This is a genomic window from Atopococcus tabaci DSM 17538 (assembly GCF_000429585.1).
GTDB classification, from domain to species: domain Bacteria; phylum Bacillota; class Bacilli; order Lactobacillales; family Carnobacteriaceae_A; genus Atopococcus; species Atopococcus tabaci.
In genome coordinates, this window is the sequence record NZ_AUCD01000011.1 from 20657 (window position 1) to 42253 (window position 21597).

At 42.1% G+C, this 21597-nt stretch carries 22 protein-coding genes and 1 pseudogene; all 23 read left to right on the forward strand.

What is annotated here, in order from left to right; translation table 11 throughout:
* Positions 1–16: 16 nt before the first annotated feature.
* Complete coding sequence (locus tag G470_RS13765; protein ID WP_051258392.1) at positions 17–1069, forward strand: glycosyltransferase family 2 protein; 1053 nt, start codon at positions 17–19, stop codon at positions 1067–1069.
* A gap of 63 nt (positions 1070–1132) precedes the next feature.
* Positions 1133–1558 carry an FAD synthase family protein gene (locus G470_RS0103070; protein WP_028273545.1) on the forward strand — a complete coding sequence of 142 codons (426 nt, stop codon included), beginning with the start codon at positions 1133–1135 and terminating at the stop codon, positions 1556–1558.
* Positions 1559–1586: 28 nt separating this feature from the next.
* A complete protein-coding gene (locus G470_RS0103075) occupies positions 1587–2735 on the forward strand; it encodes an EpsG family protein (RefSeq protein WP_028273546.1) in 1149 nt (382 codons plus the stop codon).
* Between the two features lie 15 nt (positions 2736–2750).
* Positions 2751–4172, forward strand: a complete 1422-nt coding sequence (locus tag G470_RS0103080) for a lipopolysaccharide biosynthesis protein (RefSeq protein WP_028273547.1) — start codon at positions 2751–2753, stop codon at positions 4170–4172.
* A gap of 151 nt (positions 4173–4323) precedes the next feature.
* Positions 4324–5205, forward strand: a complete 882-nt coding sequence (gene rfbA / locus G470_RS0103085) for a glucose-1-phosphate thymidylyltransferase RfbA (RefSeq protein WP_028273548.1) — start codon at positions 4324–4326, stop codon at positions 5203–5205.
* A complete protein-coding gene (rfbC, locus tag G470_RS0103090; protein ID WP_028273549.1) occupies positions 5202–5768 on the forward strand; it encodes a dTDP-4-dehydrorhamnose 3,5-epimerase in 567 nt (188 codons plus the stop codon). Before rfbA ends, rfbC begins: the two co-directional genes overlap by 4 nt.
* A 1-nt stretch (position 5769) precedes the next feature.
* Positions 5770–6756, forward strand: a complete 987-nt coding sequence (gene rfbB, locus G470_RS0103095; protein ID WP_028273550.1) for a dTDP-glucose 4,6-dehydratase — start codon at positions 5770–5772, stop codon at positions 6754–6756.
* Between the two features lie 59 nt (positions 6757–6815).
* The gene (gene rfbD, locus G470_RS0103100) at positions 6816–7673 is read left to right on the forward strand and encodes a dTDP-4-dehydrorhamnose reductase (RefSeq protein WP_028273551.1); all 858 of its coding nucleotides are present in this window, start codon (positions 6816–6818) and stop codon (positions 7671–7673) included.
* A 93-nt stretch (positions 7674–7766) separates the two neighbouring features.
* Positions 7767–9086 (forward strand): nucleotide sugar dehydrogenase, encoded by a 1320-nt coding sequence (locus G470_RS0103105; RefSeq protein ID WP_028273552.1) that lies wholly within the window; start codon positions 7767–7769, stop codon positions 9084–9086.
* A 17-nt stretch (positions 9087–9103) separates the two neighbouring features.
* A complete protein-coding gene (locus G470_RS0103110; protein WP_028273553.1) occupies positions 9104–10078 on the forward strand; it encodes an SDR family oxidoreductase in 975 nt (324 codons plus the stop codon).
* Between the two features lie 20 nt (positions 10079–10098).
* Positions 10099–11127: an SDR family NAD(P)-dependent oxidoreductase gene (locus G470_RS0103115; RefSeq protein WP_028273554.1), complete on the forward strand. Its 1029-nt coding sequence runs from the start codon at positions 10099–10101 to the stop codon at positions 11125–11127.
* 143 nt (positions 11128–11270) lie between these two features.
* On the forward strand, positions 11271–12230 hold the full coding sequence (locus tag G470_RS0103120; protein ID WP_028273555.1) for an LCP family glycopolymer transferase: 960 nt from the start codon (positions 11271–11273) through the stop codon (positions 12228–12230).
* Positions 12231–12473: 243 nt separating this feature from the next.
* Positions 12474–13370 (forward strand): nuclease-related domain-containing protein, encoded by an 897-nt coding sequence (locus G470_RS0103125; protein ID WP_051258393.1) that lies wholly within the window; start codon positions 12474–12476, stop codon positions 13368–13370.
* Positions 13371–13608: 238 nt separating this feature from the next.
* Complete coding sequence (locus tag G470_RS0103130) at positions 13609–14778, forward strand: nucleotide sugar dehydrogenase (protein WP_028273557.1); 1170 nt, start codon at positions 13609–13611, stop codon at positions 14776–14778.
* A 66-nt stretch (positions 14779–14844) separates the two neighbouring features.
* Positions 14845–15726, forward strand: coding sequence for a UTP--glucose-1-phosphate uridylyltransferase GalU (gene galU / locus G470_RS0103135; RefSeq protein WP_028273558.1), 882 nt, complete (start codon positions 14845–14847; stop codon positions 15724–15726).
* A 296-nt stretch (positions 15727–16022) separates the two neighbouring features.
* Positions 16023–16775, forward strand: a complete 753-nt coding sequence (locus G470_RS0103140; protein WP_028273559.1) for a YveK family protein — start codon at positions 16023–16025, stop codon at positions 16773–16775.
* A 15-nt stretch (positions 16776–16790) separates the two neighbouring features.
* A complete protein-coding gene (locus G470_RS0103145) occupies positions 16791–17498 on the forward strand; it encodes a CpsD/CapB family tyrosine-protein kinase (RefSeq protein ID WP_028273560.1) in 708 nt (235 codons plus the stop codon).
* A gap of 6 nt (positions 17499–17504) precedes the next feature.
* Complete coding sequence (locus tag G470_RS0103150; RefSeq protein ID WP_028273561.1) at positions 17505–18272, forward strand: tyrosine-protein phosphatase; 768 nt, start codon at positions 17505–17507, stop codon at positions 18270–18272.
* A gap of 107 nt (positions 18273–18379) precedes the next feature.
* Entirely contained in the window at positions 18380–19042 is a 663-nt protein-coding gene (locus G470_RS0103155) for a sugar transferase (protein WP_035444969.1), read from the forward strand.
* Positions 19043–19226: 184 nt separating this feature from the next.
* Complete coding sequence (gene pssD / locus G470_RS0103160) at positions 19227–19691, forward strand: PssD/Cps14F family polysaccharide biosynthesis glycosyltransferase (protein WP_028273563.1); 465 nt, start codon at positions 19227–19229, stop codon at positions 19689–19691.
* A gap of 14 nt (positions 19692–19705) precedes the next feature.
* Entirely contained in the window at positions 19706–20194 is a 489-nt protein-coding gene (gene pssE / locus G470_RS0103165; RefSeq protein ID WP_028273564.1) for a PssE/Cps14G family polysaccharide biosynthesis glycosyltransferase, read from the forward strand.
* Between the two features lie 2 nt (positions 20195–20196).
* Positions 20197–21255 (forward strand): glycosyltransferase, encoded by a 1059-nt coding sequence (locus G470_RS0103170; protein WP_028273565.1) that lies wholly within the window; start codon positions 20197–20199, stop codon positions 21253–21255.
* Positions 21256–21359: 104 nt separating this feature from the next.
* A pseudogene (locus tag G470_RS0103175) lies at positions 21360–21597 on the forward strand (IS30 family transposase); the annotation flags it as partial.

The following is a 21597-nucleotide window of genomic DNA, read 5'->3' on the forward strand; positions in this document are numbered from 1 at the left end:
GAGAAGGTTTTGTAAAATGACTAAAGTAAGTGTAGTTATGCCTGTCTATAATGGGGAAAAATTCTTAAAGCAAGCCGTCGATTCAATCAGAAACCAAACGATGGAAGACATTGAAATCATCTTGGTCAATGATCAGTCCACAGATGCCAGCGGTCGGATATGTGATGAACTGAAAGAGGAAGACAGTCGGATACACGTCATCCACTTGGAAGAAAACAAAGGAATTTGTGGTGCCCGCAACGCAGGGCTTCGAGCAGCAAAAGGCGAATACGTAGCTTTCTGTGACAACGATGATTTCTTTTTGCCGAACTTGATTGCTGACAACTATTCTTTGGCAAAAGAATACGATGCCGATATGGTAAAATTTGGAAGAAAATTGATTGATGTTGATTCAAACGGTAACGTCTTAAGAGAGAAGGAGACCCCTCTCAAAGAACTCGCTTTTTATGACACAGCTTCAAAGATGACCCATTACTTTTCCATCAAATCAAAAGGTTTGTTGATGAACGTTTGGAACGGCATGTACCGTCTTTCTTCCATTAAAGAGAAAGATATTTGGTTTAATGAATTCATGAGATTCGGCAGTGAAGATGCTGACTTTTCATACCGCTTTTTCCTTTCGGCAGAAAAGATAGTGGTGAATCCTTATTCTTATTACGTTCATTACCGCAGAAATGATTTCTCGACTTCAAGAAAGTTCAGCATGAACAAATTGGAATCGATGGTTTTGGCGTCTGAATCGGAAGCTCGTATTTTTGAATTGATGCCGGATACTGCCGAAATAAAAGCTCGAAAGATAATCGAAATCAATAAGCTGATCATGAATATGTATACTCAGCAAGTGTTCCATGAGGAAAACCCTATGACCTTAAAAGAGAGAATACAGTACCTGAGCAAAATAAAAAGCCACGAGCATTTAAATTACGAACTTGATTCAGAAATAAAAAAAGAACTGAAAAAAATCAAGAAAAAACACCTCCCTTTTTCCAAAGCTTATGCGAATGGGTGGAATCAAGCAGCATATGGTTTGTTGAAAATTCAGTATTTAATGAACAATGAAAAATGGTAAACTAAACACTGCTTGGCTTTTTAAATAGTTTTTTTGTAAATAAAGCAGAGAGGCTGGAGAAGTATGTCAAAAATAATTGGATACACAACAGGCGTATTTGATCTTTTTCATATTGGGCATTTGAACATATTGAGAAAGGCAAAACAAGAATGCGACTACCTCATTGTAGGTGTCACGACTGATGAAGAAGTGGAACGAGTCAAAAAGAAACGGCCAATCATCCCATTTGAAGAAAGAATTGAAATTGTGAAGGCCATTCGCTTTGTCGATGAAGCCGTTCCGGAAACAGATACAGATAAGCTGAAAGCAGCAGATACCATTCCTTTCAATCGCATCTTTAAAGGAGATGACTGGAAAGGAACTCCAAAATGGAATAAGTATGAGGAAGAATTCGCCAAAAAAGATATTGAAGTGATGTATTTTTCTTACACAAAAGGGACGTCTTCCACTCACTTAAGAAATGTTCTGGACGCCATACTCAATGCTTGATGATTAGTGTATGTAAAGGAGGGGTGTTATGACGTTAGTGTTGTATCTGGTGGTCCTGGTGAACAATTGGTACTTTGCATTAAAAAAAAGATCGAGTCAAATTTGGACAGTCATAACATTGGCTTTCTTGTTCTTTGTCATGTCCGGAGCAGGACCGTTCTACTCGTTCCATGCCGATTACGACAATTATTACAGGAACTACTATACGGTGTTGGATCGTGGCATACTCGACAACAATCAAGTCGGGTATTCTTTTATTATGATTATCGGGAATATTTTAGGGCTTCCATTTGAGGTTTTCCGCATATTGGTCATTGCAGGATGCTTATGGCTGCTGTACCGTTATGTGATTAAGAGATACCAAGTGAACGCCAATTATATACTGAGCCTATACATGATGTACGCTGTCATTATGGACTCTGAACAATTTCGTAATTGGGTTGCGTTAACCATATTGCTAAGCGGGATTCGTTTTTTGGAAACTCCCAAGTTAGCGGATCGATTGAAATTTGTCGCGGTGTGGATTGCGTCGATAACTTTCCATTATTCTTTTGTTCTGTATGCGCCGTTGCTTTTGGTTAACGGCAAGAAGGATAACAAGTGGATCAAACGCCTTGTCATTCTTTCCTTAACAATCAGCGTGATCATTATTCTGAATGGAAACCAAATTCCATTTCAAGACTATATCATAGCAGTCGCGGATACCCGGGTGGTCGAACAGTATTTGACAACTCAAACGAATTTTGGTTTTCTGATTCCGGCAATCACACATGGTTCAAGTGTGGTTTTAGCTTACTGGTCTCGAAAAATCATTTACGCAAAACACTTTGGGATGCCTGTCGATGTATTGCCGGGAGAACCGGGTTATCAAGAGGCAAAAATGAGGAAGAGAGAATTAACGATAGCCAATGTGATTTTCTGGATAAATGTCAGCATGCTGATGGTGTTCCCGTTGTATATTGTTAACGTTCAATTCTACAGACTCATGAGAAGTTTGTTGTTGATCACTTATGTCATTTGTGCAAAGGCGTCTACATACATCATTAGACGAACGCCCAATATCTTGTTTAACTTGATGGTTGCCGGGACAGCACTTGTCTGGTTATTCTTGGACTTGATCCATAGAATTGCGCCGGAACGGCTGCTCATACCATTCTTTTTAGAAAATATTTTATAGAGAAGAAGGATTTCGATGAATGTCAAAGCGTTAAGCTTTTTTAAAAATTTCTCGTATACATTTGTATCCAATTTGATTACGCTGGTAGTCTCTACACTGGTCACTCTTATTGTTCCAAAACTGATTGGGGTGGAAGATTACGGATATTGGCAGCTGTATATGTTTTATTCAACTTATGTAGGCTTTTTTCACTTTGGATGGAATGATGGTATTTATCTGAGATACGGTGGAGAAGAGTACGAATCGTTGGATAAACCAAAATTCTTCTCACAATTCATCCAGCTTTTGACTTTGCAAGTGTCTTTGGCAGCACTGTTCATGGTTGGAGCAAGCTTCATTGCTGACGGTCCAGACCGAACATTCATTTTTCAAATGATTGCAATCGATATGGTCATCTTGAATGTCCGGTACATGTTTTTGTTCATTCTGCAAGCGACGAACCGAATCAATAAATATGCTGTCATCATGGTACTCGACAGGGTTCTTTTTGTAGGCACGGTGTTGTTTTTGCTTTTGATTGGCAGTCGAGATTACCATCTTATGATTGCAGCTGATTTAATCTCTAAATTTGTGTCCTTGCTTTACGGTATGTATGCATGTAAAGAGTTTGTCTTCTTGAAGCTGTCTGAGTTCACACTCGACTTAAAAGAAACCTGGCACAACATCAATGTCGGCGTAAAGTTGATGATTGCAAACTTAGCGAGTAAAGCCATTATCGGAATTGTCCGCTTCGGGATTGAACGGCGGTGGGATGTCGAAACGTTTGGTAAGGTCTCTTTGACGCTGAGTATTTCCCACTTCATGATGGTCTTTATTACAGGTATCGGAGTGGTAGTCTATCCTATACTCAGAAGAACTAATCCGGAAAAGCTGCCTTCCATTTATAAACTGATGCGAAACTTTTTGATGATCACATCATTTTCCTTCCTGATTTTTTATTACCCGGCGCGGGTCATTTTATCTGCATGGCTGCCGGAATATGCGGAAGCATTGTTGTATATGGCTCTCTTGTTTCCTTTAGTCATTTACGAGGGCAGATTAACGTTGTTGATCAACACGTATATGAAAACATTGAGACATGAGAAAGTACTGCTGCGCATCAATACCATCTCGGTGACCATCAGCACAATCGCCACAGTGTTCACTACCGTTATCCTGCACAATCTAAACTTGGCAGTACTGACGATATTACTGGGGCAGATGACACGAGCTATCTTGGCCGAGTACTTCTTATCAGATAGATTAAATATCTCGCTGACTAAAGATATCATCCTAGAAACAGTGTTGACCGTGGTCTTCATCGCTTCAGGCTGGTACATTGATTCATGGTGGACAGTGGTAATTTATGGAATTAGTTACTTAATCTATTTAATGATCAAGATGCCTGATGTAAAAGAAACTTATGCCGGAATGAAAGGACTAGTGGGCAACAAATAAGACTGGAAAAAGCGGAAAGGGATTGAATCTTTCCGCTTTTTTAGTGCGCTGGTTCCGGTTCGTTTTTTATGGAAGAGAAATAAAGTTGTCAAATGGTTTATGGTATACTAAAATCAATAAAGATAATATAGAACAAGAGAGGACTTTATATATGAAAGGAATTATCCTGGCTGGCGGGAGCGGAACAAGGCTGTACCCGCTCACTCGAGCTGTATCCAAACAATTGATGCCTATTTATGATAAACCGATGATTTATTATCCGTTGTCTGTTTTGATGTTGGCAGGAATAAAAGAGATTTTGATCATCTCTACTCCGGAAGACACGCCCCGATTCGAGGAATTATTAGGTGACGGGGCTGATCTCGGCTTATCCTTGGAATACACGGTACAAGAAAACCCTGAAGGGCTGGCTCAAGCGTTCCTAATCGGAGAGGACTTTATCGGGGACGACTCTGTCTGTTTGATCCTGGGAGACAACATCTATTACGGAGGCGGCTTGTCGAAGATGCTTCAGCGAGCAGCTTCCAAAGAAAAAGGCGCGACTGTTTTCGGGTATCATGTGAATGATCCAGAGCGTTTTGGCGTGGTCGAGTTCGATGATAACCAACAGGCGGTTTCAATCGAAGAAAAACCTGAGAACCCAAAAAGCTCGTTTGCGGTGACAGGTTTATATTTCTATGACAATAAAGTCGTGGACATAGCCAAAACCATTAAGCCTTCTGAAAGAGGAGAGCTGGAAATCACAGACATTAACCAAGCTTACTTGGATATGGGCGAATTGGATGTGGAATTGCTGGGACGAGGATACGCATGGCTTGACACAGGAACTCATGAGTCTTTGTTGGAAGCTGGTCAGTTCATCGAAACAGTCGAAAAAAGACAAAACATGAAAATTGCCTGTCTGGAAGAAATCGCTTGGCGCATGGGGTATATCACCACAGAGCAGCTTGTTGAACTGGCTCAGCCGTTGAAGAAAAATGCTTATGGGCAGTATATGCTTCGCCTGGCGAAAGAAGAAGGAGGCAAACGATGAAAGTTTATGACACGTCACTGCAAGATGTAAAGTTGATTGAAACAGACGTCTTTGGAGACCATCGTGGTTTCTTTACAGAAAGTTACACACAACAAAAATTCATGGATGCTGGTATTACCCATGAGTTCATTCAAGACAATCATTCTCTTTCCATAGAACCGGGAGTGTTGAGAGGTCTTCACTTCCAAACACCTCCGAAAGCTCAGACGAAATTGGTCCGGGCCACGACCGGTGTCATTTATGATGTACTGGTTGACTTGCGTGCAGGGTCGCCGACTTACAAACAGTGGGAAGGCTATATCCTAAGCGAATACAATCATCGACAGTTGTTGGTGCCAAAAGGATTTGCTCATGGTTTCGTGACGTTGAGTCCAAATTGCAATGTCCAATACAAAGTAGATGAAGGCTACTCGAAAGAACACGATGGCGGTATCGCGTTTGACGATCCGGAACTTGGAATAAAATGGCCTATTTCATTGGACAAAGCAATATTGTCGGAAAAGGACAAACATCATCCTGTTTTGGCAGAGTTTGATAATCCTTTTACTTGGGAGGAAAAATAAGTTGAATATATTGGTAACAGGCGGAGCAGGCTTCATTGGGAGCAACTTCGTACATTATATGCTGGAAAACTATCCATCAGATAAAATTGTGAATCTGGATTTGCTCACATATGCGGGAAACATCGAGAACTTGGCGGATCTTAAAAACAACCCTAATCATGTCTTTGTCCAGGGAAACATCACAAACAGTGAATTGGTACGCCATTTGGTACAAACACATGAGATCACACATTTTGTGAACTTTGCTGCCGAATCACACGTTGACCGCAGCATACTTAATCCGGAAGTTTTCGTGGAAACCAACATTCAAGGCACCTTGTCTCTATTGAATGTGGCGAAAGAAATGGGAATCGAGAAGTTTCTGCAAGTGTCTACAGATGAGGTGTACGGTTCACTCGGAAAAGAGGGATACTTCACTGAAGAAACCCCGCTGGCTCCGAACAGTCCTTACTCTGCAAGTAAGACAGGAGCCGACTTGTTGGTTCGTTCTTACTACGAAACATACGGAATGAACGTGAACATCACACGGTGCTCCAACAACTATGGTCCTTATCATTTCCCAGAGAAACTGATTCCGTTGGTGATCACAAACGCCATGGACGGGAAAAAATTGCCAATCTATGGAGACGGCGAAAACGTCAGAGACTGGCTGCATGTGAAAGATCACTGTCAGGCGATTGATTTGGTGCTCCGCACTGGCGAAAAAGGCGAAGTGTACAACGTGGGAGGCCACAACGAGTATACGAACAACCAGATTGTCCGTTTGATTGTTGACCGCCTGGGAGTATCGGAAGACTTGATTACGTATGTGGATGACCGGCTGGGACATGACCGCCGCTACGCCATCGACCCGACTAAAATAGAGACAGAACTGGGCTGGAAGCCTCACTATACGTTTGAGCAAGGCATAACAGAAACCATTGAATGGTACAAAGAAAATGAAGAATGGTGGAGACCGCTTCAACAGCGCGCCAAGCTAGAGAAATAAAAACAGAGGCTTGTTCTTAAAAAAACAAGCCTCTTTCTTATGTAAGGGGATGAGTGCAGATGAAAGCATTAGTGACAGGAGCGAACGGTCAATTAGGGAAAGAAGTGCAGAAGCTGCTTCAGGAAAATGGAATTGACTTTATTGCAGCTGGGCGTCAGGAACTGGACATCACAAACGAAGAAGAGAGCAATTCGTACATCCAAAACATTCAGCCGTCTGTTGTTTACCACTGTGCAGCGTATACGAATGTTGAACAAGCGGAAGACGAAGGAAAAGAAGAAAACTGGCTGGTCAACGTCGAAGGAACAAAAAATGTTGCTAAAGCGGCGGAGGCAGTTGGGGCAAAAATGGTGTACATCAGTACGGACTATGTTTTTGACGGAAAAGATGACCGTGAATACACAACAGACCATGAAACCAACCCAATCAACGAGTATGGAAAAGCGAAACTGGCAGGCGAAAAAGCGGTACAAGAGATTTGTTCAGCTTACTATATCATTCGAACGTCATGGGTCTTCGGGGAGTTTGGTTCCAACTTTGTCTACACGATGAAGCGTCTGGCAAGAAAACTGGACAAGTTGACCGTGGTGAATGATCAGACCGGCCGGCCGACATGGACACGCACGTTAGCCGAATTCATGCTGTATGCTGTGAAAAATGATGTTCCGACTGGCATCTATCACTTATCAAACGATGACAGCTGTACTTGGTACGAATTCGCAACTGAAATCCTTAAAGAAGACAATGTGGAAATTGAGCCAGTGGATTCTTCAGCGTTTGTACAGAAAGCAGAACGGCCTAAACACTCCAAGATGGACTTGAGTTCTGTGAAAAATACGGATTTCCATATTCTTCCTTGGAAAGAAGCACTAGGGAAGTTTTTAAATTCTGTAGACATCGAGAAGCAGCTGCAGTAAGGCGAACCTGACAGGAACTATTTCTTTTTGCGCACAAATACGTTATGATTACACTGATATTTACATGAGACACATATAGAAAGAGGAAGCAAAATGAGTTTGTATGAAAAGATAAAAAACAAACAAGAGAAAATTTCATTAGTCGGACTGGGTTATGTCGGCATGCCGATTGCTGTGGCTTTCGCTAGAAAAGCTGAAGTCATTGGGTTTGACACGAACAAGGAAAAAATCGATCTTTACAAAAAAGGAATCGATCCGACAAAAGAAGTTGGAGACGAAGCAATCAAAGAAACAACGGTTGATTTCACGTCAGACGAAACCCGGCTCCAAGAAGCTAAATTTCATATCGTGGCTGTTCCTACTCCTGTAAGAGCCGATCACACTCCTGATTTGACCCCTCTGGAATCCGCCAGCCGGACAGTCGGAAGAAACTTGACAAAAGGCTCCATTGTGGTTTTCGAATCCACTGTATACCCTGGAGTGACGGAAGAAGTATGTGTACCCATCTTGGAAGAAGCATCTGGATTAAAATATGGAGTCGACTTCAAAGTGGGGTATTCTCCAGAACGAATCAATCCGGGCGACAAAGTTCATCGCTTGGAAACAATCGTAAAAGTCGTTTCCGGTATGGACGCAGAAACCTTGGATGAAGTAGCCAAAGTATATGAATTGGTTGTGGACGCAGGTGTTCACCGGGCAGAGTCCATAAAAGTAGCAGAAGCAGCCAAAGTCATCGAAAACTCCCAAAGAGACATCAACATTGCGTTCATGAACGAGTTGTCCATCATCTTCAACAAATTGGATATCGACACAAAAGCAGTATTGGAAGCAGCAGGAACAAAATGGAACTTCTTGAATTTTTCACCTGGACTGGTGGGAGGTCACTGTATCGGTGTGGATCCTTACTATTTGACATACAAAGCAGAACAGATGGGATACCACTCTCAAATCATTTTGTCTGGCCGAAAAATCAATGATGACATGGGCAAATATGTAGTCGAAAATGTGGTCAAAAATTTGATTAAAGCAGACGTGCCTGTAAAAGAAGCTAACGTAGCGATTTTAGGTTTCACTTTCAAAGAAAATATGCCTGACACAAGAAATACACGTGTCATTGATATCGTCCACGAGTTGGAAGAATACGGAATCAAGCCAATGATTGTTGATCCACAAGCAGATGCGAAAGAAGCAGAGAGAGAATACGGCATTCATTTCCACTCCCTTGAAGACATCAGTGAGATGGACGCTGTCGTTATCGCCGTAGGACATGAAGAGTTCAGTCACTTCACACAAGACGATTTCGACAAGATGTTCAAAGGCCAAAAAAATGAGAACAAAGTATTGATAGACTTGAAGGGCATATTGAACCGAAAAGAATACGAAGCAGCTGGATACAGATACTGGAGATTGTAAAAGAAAGGTCGTAAGCAATGGGATACAATGATGTAGTGTTTGAAAAAGACAGTGTTTTTCTTGTCACAGGCGGGGCGGGGTTCATCGGATCCAACTTGTGCCAGGTGTTATTAGAGAAAGGCTATGAAGTAAGGTGTTTGGATGACTTATCAAACGGTAAAGAGTCCAACGTCGAGATGTTCCAAGATCATCCAAATTATACCTTTATAAAGGGGGATATACGCGACCTGGACGTATGTTTGGATGCATGTGATGGAGTAGATTATGTGCTTCATCAAGCAGCTTGGGGAAGCGTACCAAGAAGTATCGAGATGCCGCTTTTGTATGAGGATATCAACATAAGAGGGACATTGAACATGTTGGAAGCCGCACGGCAAAAAGATGTTAAAAAGTTTGTCTATGCTTCCAGTTCTTCAGTGTATGGAGACGAACCGAACCTGCCGAAACAAGAAGGAAGGGAAGGGAATCTTTTATCCCCGTATGCTTTAACAAAGCGGGTGGACGAAGAGTATGCCAAACTGTATACAAAACTGTACGGATTGGATACGTACGGTCTTCGTTACTTTAATGTCTTTGGCAGAAGACAAGATCCAGACGGAGCATATGCAGCAGTTCTCCCTAAATTCATCAAGCAGCTCCTTAACGACGAGCGTCCGACCATCAACGGAGACGGAAAACAAAGCCGTGACTTCACATACATCGAAAATGTGGTTGAAGCGAATTTGAAAGCATGCTTGGCACCTTCTGAATCAGCAGGAGAAGCGTTCAACATTGCATACGGCGGAAGAGAGTACTTGATTGATGTATACCGCTCTCTTTGCAAAGTTTTAGGTAAAGACATTGAACCCATCTTTGGGCCAGAAAGAAAAGGCGACATCAAACACAGCAATGCTGATATCACCAAAGCGAAACAACTGTTAGGCTATGACCCTAGTTGGAGTTTCGCAGAAGGCATTGACGCAGCAATAGAATGGTACAAAGAAAACTTATAAGAAGATAAGGAGATGTTGTTATGGGGCAGGAGAAGCGAGGGAATGTTTTTTTAATCACTGGAGCGGCCGGTTTCATCGGCTATTACTTATCCAAGCAGTTATTGGAAGCAGGAAAAACTGTTATTGGCATTGACAATTTGAACGACTACTATGAAGTCAAATTGAAAGAAACCCGTTTAACTGATTTAGAAAAATACAACCAATTCGCTTTCTTCAAGATGGATATTGCGGACAAAGAAGTGATGATGGCTTTGTTTGAGGAGCATAAGCCTTCTATCGTTATCAACCTTGCTGCTCAAGCAGGCGTCCGCTATTCCATAGAGAACCCAGATGCCTACATCAGCAGCAACATCACCGGGTTTTTCAATATCTTAGAAGCGTGCCGTTTCTATCCGGTAGAGCATTTGATTTATGCTTCTTCCAGTTCGGTATACGGAAGCAACAAAAAAGTTCCGTTCGAAGAAACAGACTTTGTGGATAACCCGGTTTCTCTGTATGCAGCAACAAAGAAATCCAATGAACTGATGGCCCACACATATAGCCATCTGTACAATATTCCTTCCACAGGATTGCGTTTCTTCACGGTTTATGGACCGATGGGAAGACCGGATATGGCATACTTTGGGTTTGCGAACAAGTTCTTCAACAATGAACCGATTCATATTTACAATGATAGAGACTTTGAGAATGACCTGTACCGAGACTTCACTTTCGTAGACGATATTGTGCAAGGAATTCTAAAGTTGATTCCTGAAGCTCCTAAAAAAACAGCCGGCCAAGCTGCTCATCGTGTATTTAATATCGGAAACAACCAACCGGTGAAATTGATGGCATTCATCACAGCTTTGGAAAAAGCATTGAGCAATTCGTTAGGAAGAGACATTGAGTTCGAAAAAGTCTACGAACCGATGAAACCCGGCGATGTTCCTGCAACATATGCATCTACAGACCAACTGCAACATGTCACAGGATTTAAACCGCAGACCACTATTCAAGATGGTTTGCAAAAGTTCGCTGATTGGTATGTGACGTATTACAATAAAAAATAGCTTTCAAAAGGTCTCTTTCTTAGAGGCCTTCTAATATTTGAATAAAACCTTCACATTTACTCCATTGCATTCTGAAGAATTACTGGTAAAATTATCAAGTATGAATGTATATTGGAAAGAACGAACAGAAGAAAGGTGAAGACATGCCATCTCGATCAGATAGATACAACAAGAAGAAAAGAAAATCAAAAACGCGCCGTATTATAACCGTAATAGCAGTCATTTTATTATTCATTGTGGCTGGACTCGGTGTCCTGGCATTCAAAGTATATAACGATGTAACCTCCACGACGGAGAATATGTATGCGGAAGTTGAAAAAGAAGAAGTACGTCCGGAAGCCGTCAATGTGGACAGTGGGCAGGAACCATTTTCCGTTCTCTTGTTAGGAGTCGACACAGGGGATTTAGGGCGCACGGAACAAGGCCGGTCAGATACGATGATGGTCATGACTGTCAATCCAAACACCAATGAGTCCACAATTGTCAGTATCCCGCGTGACACGTATACAGAAATCATCGGCCGTGGCACAATGGACAAAATCAACCACGCATATGCATTCGGCGGAGCAAGCATGTCCATCAACACAGTGCAGAACTTGTTCGATATCCCAATTGACTACTACGTAGAAGTCAATATGAAAGGCTTAAAAGATATTATTGATGCGGTTGGTGGAGTGGAAGTCACACCGACATTAACCTTCTCCTATGAAGGTTATAGTTTCACAGAAGGAGTACCGGTGACCTTAGACGGTGATGCAGCATTGTCATACTCACGTATGCGTTACGACGATCCGAACGGTGACTATGGCCGTCAACAACGCCAGCGTCAAGTGATTGAAGCGGTTATCAAGAAAGTAGCCTCTTTCTCATCTATCATGAACTATCAAGGTGTATTAGGAACATTGGAAAACAACATGGCCACGAACTTGTCCTTCCCAGAAATGGTTGATATCTTCAATCATTACCGCGGAGCAGCAAGCAACATCAACCAAGTTCAGCTAACCGGAACCGGCCAGAAGATGAACGGAATTTACTACGACATCATCCCGGATGAAGAACTGCAACGCGTATCAGATATCTTGAAAGAACAACTGGAAATTTAATTTATGGGCCGTCTCAGCGATGAGGCGGTCTTTTTGTGTGGAGTGAGGTTGGTAAATAGGGGGCACTCCACGCAAACTTTGCGCAATGAGTGTAGTGGAAGGTTTAGATACTCATGACTCCACGCATACAGGAAAATTTGCGTGAAGCGAACACGAAAACCAATATCCACTCCACGAATAAAATGATATTCCCCACTTTTTGCGTATCTTATTAGTGAGCACAACTAAGAAAGGAGCACTTTTATGATCGTAAAACGACTGAAGAAGCCGGTGGCGCTCAGAATCTATGACGCCTTGAACGCCCGCATGACACTGACGGCTGCCCAACAACGAGAGCGCCAGAGTTATCAACGCGGTTACGAAGGCGAGGTTCAACTGGGGAATCACTTCGAAAAAATGCCGTTCGATTGCCTGGTTCTGCAAGACCTACAGTTGAAAGAAAGCGGGGTGCAGGTCCAAATCGATGTGCTGCTTCTCACCGGAAACACGATTCATCTCTACGAAGTCAAAAACTATTCCGGTAGCTATGACTTCCAAGACGACGCCTTGCATACGCAAGCCGACTTTGTAGTAGACCCGTTGGCGCAGACTCGTAAAAGCAAGCCGCTGATCTACAACTTGGTCCGCAAATGGGGTTATCGATTCCAAGTGGAAGAGTGCGCCATCTTCATCAATCCCAACTTCTATATCTACCAGCTTCCGCGTGACAAACCGTTCGTGTTTCACCACCAACTGCCGCATCACTTCGGGCAAACAGGCCAAGGTGTTTGGATCGATGAATCCCACAAGCGGTTGGCGCAGAAGCTTCTGAACTGCCACCTCCATGACTACCGCCCGCACGAGTTGCCGCGCTACGAATACGCACAGCTCAAAAAAGGCATCTACTGCTCTCAATGCTATTCGTTTGCCCACACGAACACACGGCAGACCCGGATTTGCACATGTAGGTACAAAGAAACTATACGGGAAGCAATCCAGCGCACGGCAGAGGAGTTCCGGCTGTTGTTTCCTGAAAGAAAAATGACTACGAGCGTCATTTATGACTGGTGTGGCCGTGAATACTACAAACAACGGATTCAAGAAGTGATGCAGGAGCATTTTACGGTTTATGGAAAATGGGGCGGCACCTATTATACGTGAAGTGACTCTCTAAAACGAGGACTGCTCCACGCAAGTGACCACACATTGAATGCAGTGGATCCAAGAAAAAGGGCTCACTCCACGAATAAACGCCCATTTGCGTGGAGTGACATTTCAAGCCAGCCTTCAATCTATGCAAGCTCGTCCAGTAAGGAAACGTATTCCCTTTTCCACGTATTTGCGTTATGATAGAAACGATTGAAAAAGATTACAATTACAAGAAAGAGGGCGTCAAACAGTGAACATCACAGTAGTCGGTATGGGGTACGTTGGCTTGTCCAACGCCATTTTGCTTGCACAACACAACGACGTGCGGGCCCTGGAAATCATTCAAGAAAAAGTAGACCTAATCAACAACAAGAAATCGCCAATCGTCGACACAGAAATCGAAGACTATCTGGCGAACCGTGAGCTGAACTTGCTTGCGACGTCGAACCCGGAAGAAGCGTACGCGCACAAACCGGAGTACGTCGTCATCGCGGCACCAACGAACTACGATGACAAAACAAACTACTTCGACACGTCCGCTGTGGAAGCGGTCATCGAAGACGTGTTGACATACACACCGGAATCCATCATGATCATCAAATCCACCATCCCGGTTGGATACACAAAAGAAGTGCGTGAAAAATACGGTGTGGACAACATCATCTTCTCGCCGGAATTCCTGCGTGAAGGCCAGGCGCTATACGACAACTTGCACCCGAGCCGGGTCATCGTTGGGGAAGAATCTGAGCGGGCGCAAACATTTGCGGACCTCCTCGTAGAAGGGGCCGTCAAAGAAGACATTCCGGTCTTGTTGATGGACTCCACCGAAGCGGAAGCGGTGAAATTGTTTGCGAATACTTATTTGGCTCTGCGCGTAGCGTACTTCAACGAATTGGACACTTATGCAGAAGTCAGAGGCTTGGACGCGTTGTCTATCATTGAAGGGGTGGGACTCGATCCGCGTATCGGCACCCACTACAACAACCCGTCCTTCGGGTACGGCGGTTACTGCCTGCCGAAAGATACGAAACAGCTCTTGGCGAACTACGAAGACGTGCCGAACAACATCATTCAAGCGATTGTGGATGCGAACAGCACACGGAAAGACTTCATCGCCGAGCAAATCTTGTCCCGCAACCCGGAGCGCGTGGGCATCTACCGTTTGACGATGAAAGCCGGATCCGACAACTTCCGTCAGTCGTCCATCCAAGGCATCATGAAACGTCTCAAAGCAAAAGGCATCGAAGTCGTGGTGTATGAACCGGTCTTGGAAGAAGACACCTTCTACAAATCCCGTGTCATCCGCGACCTGGACGAGTTCAAACAACTCTCCGACGTCATCGTGGCAAACCGCTTCACGGAAGAGCTGGAAGACGTGGAAAACAAAGTCTACACGCGTGACTTGTACCACCAAAATTAACATCCTATAATGAAAGAAAAGGCGCTTCGAACGGGAGGCGTCTTTTTATTAAGGAGGCATTCACACATGTCAAAAATCAAAAAAGCGATCATCCCGGCAGCGGGGCTGGGAACGGGTTTCCTGCCGGCCACCAAAGCGACGGCCAAAGAGATGCTGCCGATTGTCGATACCCCGATTCTCCAGTACGTGGTGGAAGAAGCCATCGAGTCCGGCATTGAAGAACTCCTCATCGTCACCGGCCGCAGCAAACGATCCATCGAAGACCACTTCGACTCCAACTTCGAATTGGAAAAGAACTTGAAAGAAAAAGGTAAGCTGGAGATGCTCGAGATGGTGAAAGAAACCACCGACATCCAAATCCACTATGTCCGCCAGTCATACCCGAAAGGACTGGGCGACGCCGTCCTGCAAGGGAAAGACTTTGTCGGAGACGAGCCGTTTGTCGTGATGCTCGGGGACAACATCATGCAAAACCATGTGCCGCTGACCAAACAGTTGATTGGCCGCCATGAACGTGTCCAAGCCAGCGTCATCGGGGTGATGGCACTCCCTGAAGACGAGCTCAGCCTGTACGGAGTTGTGGAACCGGGGGAAGAACTCGAACCGGGCTTGTTCCCGATTAACCACTTTGTGGAAAAGCCGAGCAAAGAAGAAGCGCCAAGTAACCTGGCATCCATCGGACGGTACATCTTGACACCGGAAATCTTCCCGCTGCTGGAAACGCAGGAGCCAGGAGCAAACGGGGAAATCCAGTTGACAGATGCCATGGAACGGTTAAATCAAACCCAACGTGTCTTCGCCCATGTCTATAAAGGTGAACGGTTTGACGTCGGCGAGAAAATCGGGTACTTGAAAGCCAACCTGGTCTTCGGTCTCCGCCATCCACAAATCAAAGAAGATACGCAACAGTACCTCAAAGAATTGGCAAATGAGCTGCGAAAAAGATAGACCGCTTTTCTGTACAATTTTGTACGCCGGAAACAGTTTAAAATTAAATAACACGTTGGATAAAAACAAAATGGGACCTCATAAAAGCAGAGGTCCTATTTTCAGGAATTGGAAAAGGTTTACATTTGTATTAATTTTCTCATTACGGTATTTTAACAAATTGTTCATAACCTAGGGGGAAACGATATGATATAGTGATAAAGAGATAAAATACATAACACAAATTATGAAAACTCGTGTATAATGAACACATTATTTACTAATACACCGGCTGAAAAGCTATGCAGGAGGAAATCATGGAAGAAGAAATCAGTTTAATTGAGTTATTCGAAATCATTAAAAAGCGGGCAGGGATGATTGTCAGTCTGGGTCTTATCGGACTCATTGTTTCCGCCATTTTTACATTTTTCATTGCCACACCGCAGTACAGCGCCACCACGCAGATTCTGGTCAACCACACGCAGTCTGAAAACGTCATTCAACAAAGCGACATCAACGCCAACTTGCAATTGATCAATACATATAAAGACATCATCAAAGGTCCGGTGATTTTGGATGATGTCCGCGAAACACTGGACATGGATGTCACACACAACCAATTGGCCGAAATGATTGAAATCGGGAACCAAGACAACTCTCAAGTGTTCTCCATTCGTGTCACGACAGACAACCCGTTCCATTCGGCAAGCATTGCGAACACAACTGCAGAAATTTTCCAAGAAGAAATCGACGACATCATGAATGTCGACAACGTCACCATCATTTCCGCAGCGGTTGCCAATCCAAATGCCGTGTCTCCAAACACCACGTTGAACCTGGCGATTGGGTTACTGTTGGGAGGCATGATCGGAGTCGGTTTGGCATTCGTATTGGAATTCTTTGACAACACCGTAAAAGACAAAAAATTCATCACCGACGAACTCGGTTGGACTTACTTAGGCGGCGTGTTCGAAATGGACGATGAAGAATTGGAGCCTTCCCAAGCTATCCTTGTAAGAGATGCAAATGACCAAGAGGTTGTCGCTAATACCAGAAGAAGTCGAGTGTAAAGGGAGTAGTTGAAAATGTTTGGTAAAAAAAAGAAGAAAAATGAAAGTTCTACACGAGCCGGGTTGGTCGTTGTAAACAAACCAAAATCAGTCATCTCTGAACAGTACCGTACGATTCGTACGAACGTCCAGTTCTCCATGGTGGACCAAGAATTCAAAAGCATCGTCATCACCTCCGATGCTCCGGGAGCTGGAAAGTCATTGACGTCTGCCAACTTGGCTGCGACATTCGCTTCCGAAGACAAACGCGTCCTATTGGTGGATGCGGACATGCGGAAACCAACCGTACACAACACGTTCCGTGTGCGGAACACAGACGGTTTGACCACCATTTTGACGGACCGTCACACACAGCTTCAGGACAAAATCTACAAAACTTCTGTAGACAACTTGTACATCTTGACCAGCGGACCGATTCCTCCGAACCCAGCTGAGATGCTCAGTTCTGAGAGAATGGACCGTTTGCAAGAAGAAATGGAAAGCCTGTTCGACTTAGTCATTTTCGATACACCTCCATTGACTGCGGTAACCGATGCGCAAATCATGGCCGGTAAAACCGACGGCGTCATCTTCATCGTCCGCAATAAAGTGGCGATCAAAGAACAGATTCTCGAATCCAAACAACTGTTGGAAATGGTCGGTGCCAACGTCATCGGAGCGGTCATGAACCGGATCGACAAAAAAGAAGATTCGTACTATTACTATTACGGAAACGGAGAGTAGACTCATATGATCGATTTGCATTGCCATATCTTGCCGGGACTGGATGACGGCGCGCAAACGATGGAGGTCTCACTCGACATGGCGCGGGCGGCGGTCAAAGAAGGCATCACGCATATTTTGGCCACCCCGCACCATAAAGCTTACTCGTGGGAAAACGACAAACAGACGGTTCTTCAAAAAACAGCGGAACTGCAGAAAGAGTTGGACGCACGGGAAATCCCGTTGACCATTTTCCCGGGACAGGAAGTGCGGATGTTTGGTGAACTGCCGGAAGACATCGAACAGGGCACCATCCAATTCATCGACGAGCAGAACCAGTATCTGCTCGTCGAATTTCCCTCGTCCTCTATTCCTCATTACACGGAACGCTTGTTTTACGAACTGCAGGCCATGAACGTCACGCCCATCATCGTCCACCCCGAGCGCAACCGAGTCATCCAAGAAAATCCAGAAAAGTTGAAAGAGTTTATTGAAAAAGGGGCACTTTCCCAGTTGACCGCGGCCAGTTATACCGGCGGATTCGGGAAGACCATCAAGAAGTTAAGCTATCAGTTGATTGAAGCTAACTTGGTGCATTTCATTGCATCCGATGCCCACAATGTCACGAACCGCTTGTTCCATATGCAGGAAGCGCACGATTTGCTTGCGAAAGAGTTTGGATCTGAACGGGTGCGCCAGTTTGAACAAATAACGAAAGACTTGGTGAATGGGGAAGTCATTGTTCTGCCGACTCCACAGTCAGTGAAAAAGAAAAAGTTTTTTGGGTTGTTTTAGTGAAAAGTAAACCAACAAAAAATCAGCAATAATTAATTGTGATGGATTTATAATTTATTGGAGGTTTTAAACAAAGATAATAATGGAAATTAAAGGAGGAGTTGTACGTGGAGTCTGGGAAAGAAAGTGTAAGTAAAGAGTTAATTACATATTCAAACGAAAAAATCACATATGAAGTTGCTACTAGAATACTCGATATTGTTTTATCATTGTTAGGAATTGTTTTTTTGATACCGTTACTTCTCGTTATTTCTATATGGATAAAATTGGATGACCCAAAAGGAAACGTTATTTTTTCTCAAACTCGAGTAGGGAAAAACGGAGAACCGTTTAAGATGTACAAGTTTCGTTCTATGTATTCAGATGCTGAACAAAGGCTGGCGAATCTGCTTCATTTAAATGAAGCAGAAGGAGCTATGTTTAAGATGAAAGAAGATCCTCGGGTAACAAAAATAGGTAAATTTATTAGAAAAACTAGCATCGATGAACTCCCCCAATTGTTCAATGTAATTAAAGGGGAGATGAGTCTAGTTGGTCCGCGGCCAGCGTTGCCTAGAGAAGTACAAGAGTATTCTGAGTATGATAGACAGAGATTACAAGTTACGCCAGGAATTACTGGACTTTGGCAAGTAAGTGGAAGAAGCGCACTAACGTTTGAAGAAATGCTTGAACTCGATTTACAATTTATAAGAAATCGAAAGATATCTGGTTATATTAAAATACTTTTTCGAACTATGATTGTAGTTTTAAAGTTGGAAAACGCCTATTAGTAGTAGATATGTCTATAAATGGATAATAAAGAATATTTTACAGCAAATATTAAAACCATTGATACAATTTACCTCATAAAAAGTGTGTGGATTAATAAATCATGTAGACTTTTTTATTCAAATTTTTACAAAAATTGGAGTTTACCCTTTGTTTAAACTCTACCTTTTTAGGAGAATATATATTATGGAAAACGGGAAAAAAATTTGTTTTATAGCTTCTTCAGGCGGGCATTACGAACAACTATTGATGTTAAAGCCATTGATGAAAAAGTACAGCAGTATTATTGTGACTGAAAAAACCGAATACAACACTAAGTTTCTTGATACCACGTATTATATTCCTCAAATGAACCGGAGAGAAAAGTATTGGAACATTAAGATGATAAAAGTTTTTTTCATTTCTTTATACATTTTGCTAAAGGAAAAACCCGATATTGTAATTTCAACGGGTGTACTTGCAACAGTGCCTTTGTGCATATTAGCAAAGATAGGAAGGAAGAAACTTATCTATATTGAATCATTTGCAAAAATTAATTCTCCAACCATTACTGGAAAGTTATTATATAAATTTGCTGATCGATTCTATATTCAGTGGGAGACATTACAAAAATTTTATCCCAAAGCTATTTATGTAGGGTCGATATATTAAAAGGAGTAAATAATATGATTTTTGTTACAGTTGGTTCTCAAAAATTTCAATTTGATCGTTTGTTAAAAAAAATAGATGATTTAATTGAATCTAAAGAGATTGATGAAGAGTTATTTGCACAAATAGGCGCTAGTGAATACATACCAAAAAATTATTCATATGAAAGATATTTGACTCGTGAGTCGTTTCTTTTTCATACTAAGGAATGTGATTTGTTTATAACACATGGTGGTACTGGGGCTATCATAGGAGCCTTGAAAGCAAAAAAAAAAGTGATAGCAGTTCCAAGATTAGCAAAGTATGGTGAACATGTAGATAACCATCAAATTCAGTTGGTGGATCAATTTGTAGCTTTATCTTATATAAATTCATGCTACGACATTAAAGAACTAGGGGAAGTAATAAAAAGTACAAAAAATATAAATTTTAAGACATATGTTTCTAATACGAGTAATATTATAAAATCTATTAATCAATTCATAGAAAGTAGTACAGGTGTATAAATATGGTGAATGTACTGATGTGTGGAAACCATCCAGATAGTAAAGGCGGTATGACAACCGTTATAGATCAAATATTGAAACATAATTGGAATAGTAGAGGTATAAAAATCAAATTTATCCCTACTTATTATCCAGGAAACAATGTAATAAAGATTTTTTATTTTTTCTTAGCATTAATCAAGATTATATTTCTCACAATAACTAATAAGCCCGATATAATCTATATGCATATGTCATATAAAGGAAGTTTCTGGAGAAAATACATTATTCACAGATGGTCCAAGCTCTTAGGAATTAAAACTATTATTCATTTACATGGTTCTGAATTCGAGAAGTGGTATAATACTACTTCTGAAAGTAGTAGTAAAAGAATAGTAAGAATATTGAAAGAATGTGACAAGTTTATTGTCCTTGGAAATGAATGGGCTAATATCATTAGCAAGATTGAACCCGATGTAGATTTGTTTTTACTGCAGAATGCGGTTAAAGAACAAGAAGTAAAAGTTGAGTGGAATACAGAAGAATGTACTTATGTTTTTCTGGGTGTGCTGATTGAAAGAAAAGGTGTCTTAGACTTGGTTAAAGCAGTGAAACTGTTAAAAGATAATAATAAATGGGAAAAAAGACATTTACTTATTGCTGGGACAGGAGAACAGGAATATGAATTGAAAAAATATATTGAAGAATATGGTATGACTAAAGATGTTACTTTTACAGGATGGATTGATAGTAAAACTAAAGCACAAGTTTTATCTGGTAGTCAAATAATGGTTTTGCCTTCTTATAATGAAGGACTTCCGGTTTCTATCTTAGAAGGAATGAGCTATGGAATGCCAATTATCTCTACAAATGTTGGAGATATTGAATTAGCAGTTAAAGACGGAATTAACGGATATGTTGTGACGCCAGGTAATATTGAACTGCTTGCTGAAAAAATAGATATAGTCGGAAATTTAGATGTATTTTCAGAAATGGCATGTCAATCTAAAGAAATTGTTAATAGGAAGTTTTCTGAAAAGGAGTTTTTTATTAAACTTGAAGAATGCATGTTGAAGTTATAGTTTTTTATTTACTTGAATTGTAAAATTAAGCTAGAAAAATAGAAAACCATTTGTGATACACTCTCACTAAGTTCCAACCACGAAAATTAGAGGAGTGACCACAAATGGCCTACACACATCTTACCATGAAAGAACTTAGCTGGATAGAAACTTATTTTGATACTGGATTAAAACCTTATAAGATTGCTCGGAAAATCGGTCGATCAAATCAACCGGTCTATAATGTCGTTTCCTTCCTAAAGGAAGGCGGTTCAATTATAGAATACTTTGATCAGTATAAACAGAATAAATCAAAGTGTGGCGCTAAGAAAAAGACCTTTACAAGAAAACAAACCCAATACA

Bases quoted from the DNA above. Each gene is read 5' to 3' on its own strand.
- rfbD (WP_028273551.1), top strand. From the start codon at position 6,816: ATGAAAGCATTAGTGACAGGAGCGAACGGTCAATTAGGGAAAGAAGTG.
- G470_RS0103080 (WP_028273547.1), top strand. From the start codon at position 2,751: ATGAATGTCAAAGCGTTAAGCTTTTTTAAAAATTTCTCGTATACATTT.
- pssD (WP_028273563.1), top strand. From the start codon at position 19,227: ATGGAAAACGGGAAAAAAATTTGTTTTATAGCTTCTTCAGGCGGGCAT.
- G470_RS0103120 (WP_028273555.1), top strand. From the start codon at position 11,271: ATGCCATCTCGATCAGATAGATACAACAAGAAGAAAAGAAAATCAAAA.
- G470_RS0103105 (WP_028273552.1), top strand. From the start codon at position 7,767: ATGAGTTTGTATGAAAAGATAAAAAACAAACAAGAGAAAATTTCATTA.
- G470_RS0103150 (WP_028273561.1), top strand. From the start codon at position 17,505: ATGATCGATTTGCATTGCCATATCTTGCCGGGACTGGATGACGGCGCG.
- G470_RS13765 (WP_051258392.1), top strand. From the start codon at position 17: ATGACTAAAGTAAGTGTAGTTATGCCTGTCTATAATGGGGAAAAATTC.
- pssE (WP_028273564.1), top strand. From the start codon at position 19,706: ATGATTTTTGTTACAGTTGGTTCTCAAAAATTTCAATTTGATCGTTTG.
- rfbC (WP_028273549.1), top strand. From the start codon at position 5,202: ATGAAAGTTTATGACACGTCACTGCAAGATGTAAAGTTGATTGAAACA.
- G470_RS0103140 (WP_028273559.1), top strand. From the start codon at position 16,023: ATGGAAGAAGAAATCAGTTTAATTGAGTTATTCGAAATCATTAAAAAG.
- G470_RS0103110 (WP_028273553.1), top strand. From the start codon at position 9,104: ATGGGATACAATGATGTAGTGTTTGAAAAAGACAGTGTTTTTCTTGTC.
- G470_RS0103075 (WP_028273546.1), top strand. From the start codon at position 1,587: ATGACGTTAGTGTTGTATCTGGTGGTCCTGGTGAACAATTGGTACTTT.
- G470_RS0103145 (WP_028273560.1), top strand. From the start codon at position 16,791: ATGTTTGGTAAAAAAAAGAAGAAAAATGAAAGTTCTACACGAGCCGGG.
- rfbA (WP_028273548.1), top strand. From the start codon at position 4,324: ATGAAAGGAATTATCCTGGCTGGCGGGAGCGGAACAAGGCTGTACCCG.
- G470_RS0103070 (WP_028273545.1), top strand. From the start codon at position 1,133: ATGTCAAAAATAATTGGATACACAACAGGCGTATTTGATCTTTTTCAT.
- G470_RS0103170 (WP_028273565.1), top strand. From the start codon at position 20,197: ATGGTGAATGTACTGATGTGTGGAAACCATCCAGATAGTAAAGGCGGT.
- G470_RS0103125 (WP_051258393.1), top strand. From the start codon at position 12,474: ATGATCGTAAAACGACTGAAGAAGCCGGTGGCGCTCAGAATCTATGAC.
- G470_RS0103115 (WP_028273554.1), top strand. From the start codon at position 10,099: ATGGGGCAGGAGAAGCGAGGGAATGTTTTTTTAATCACTGGAGCGGCC.
- galU (WP_028273558.1), top strand. From the start codon at position 14,845: ATGTCAAAAATCAAAAAAGCGATCATCCCGGCAGCGGGGCTGGGAACG.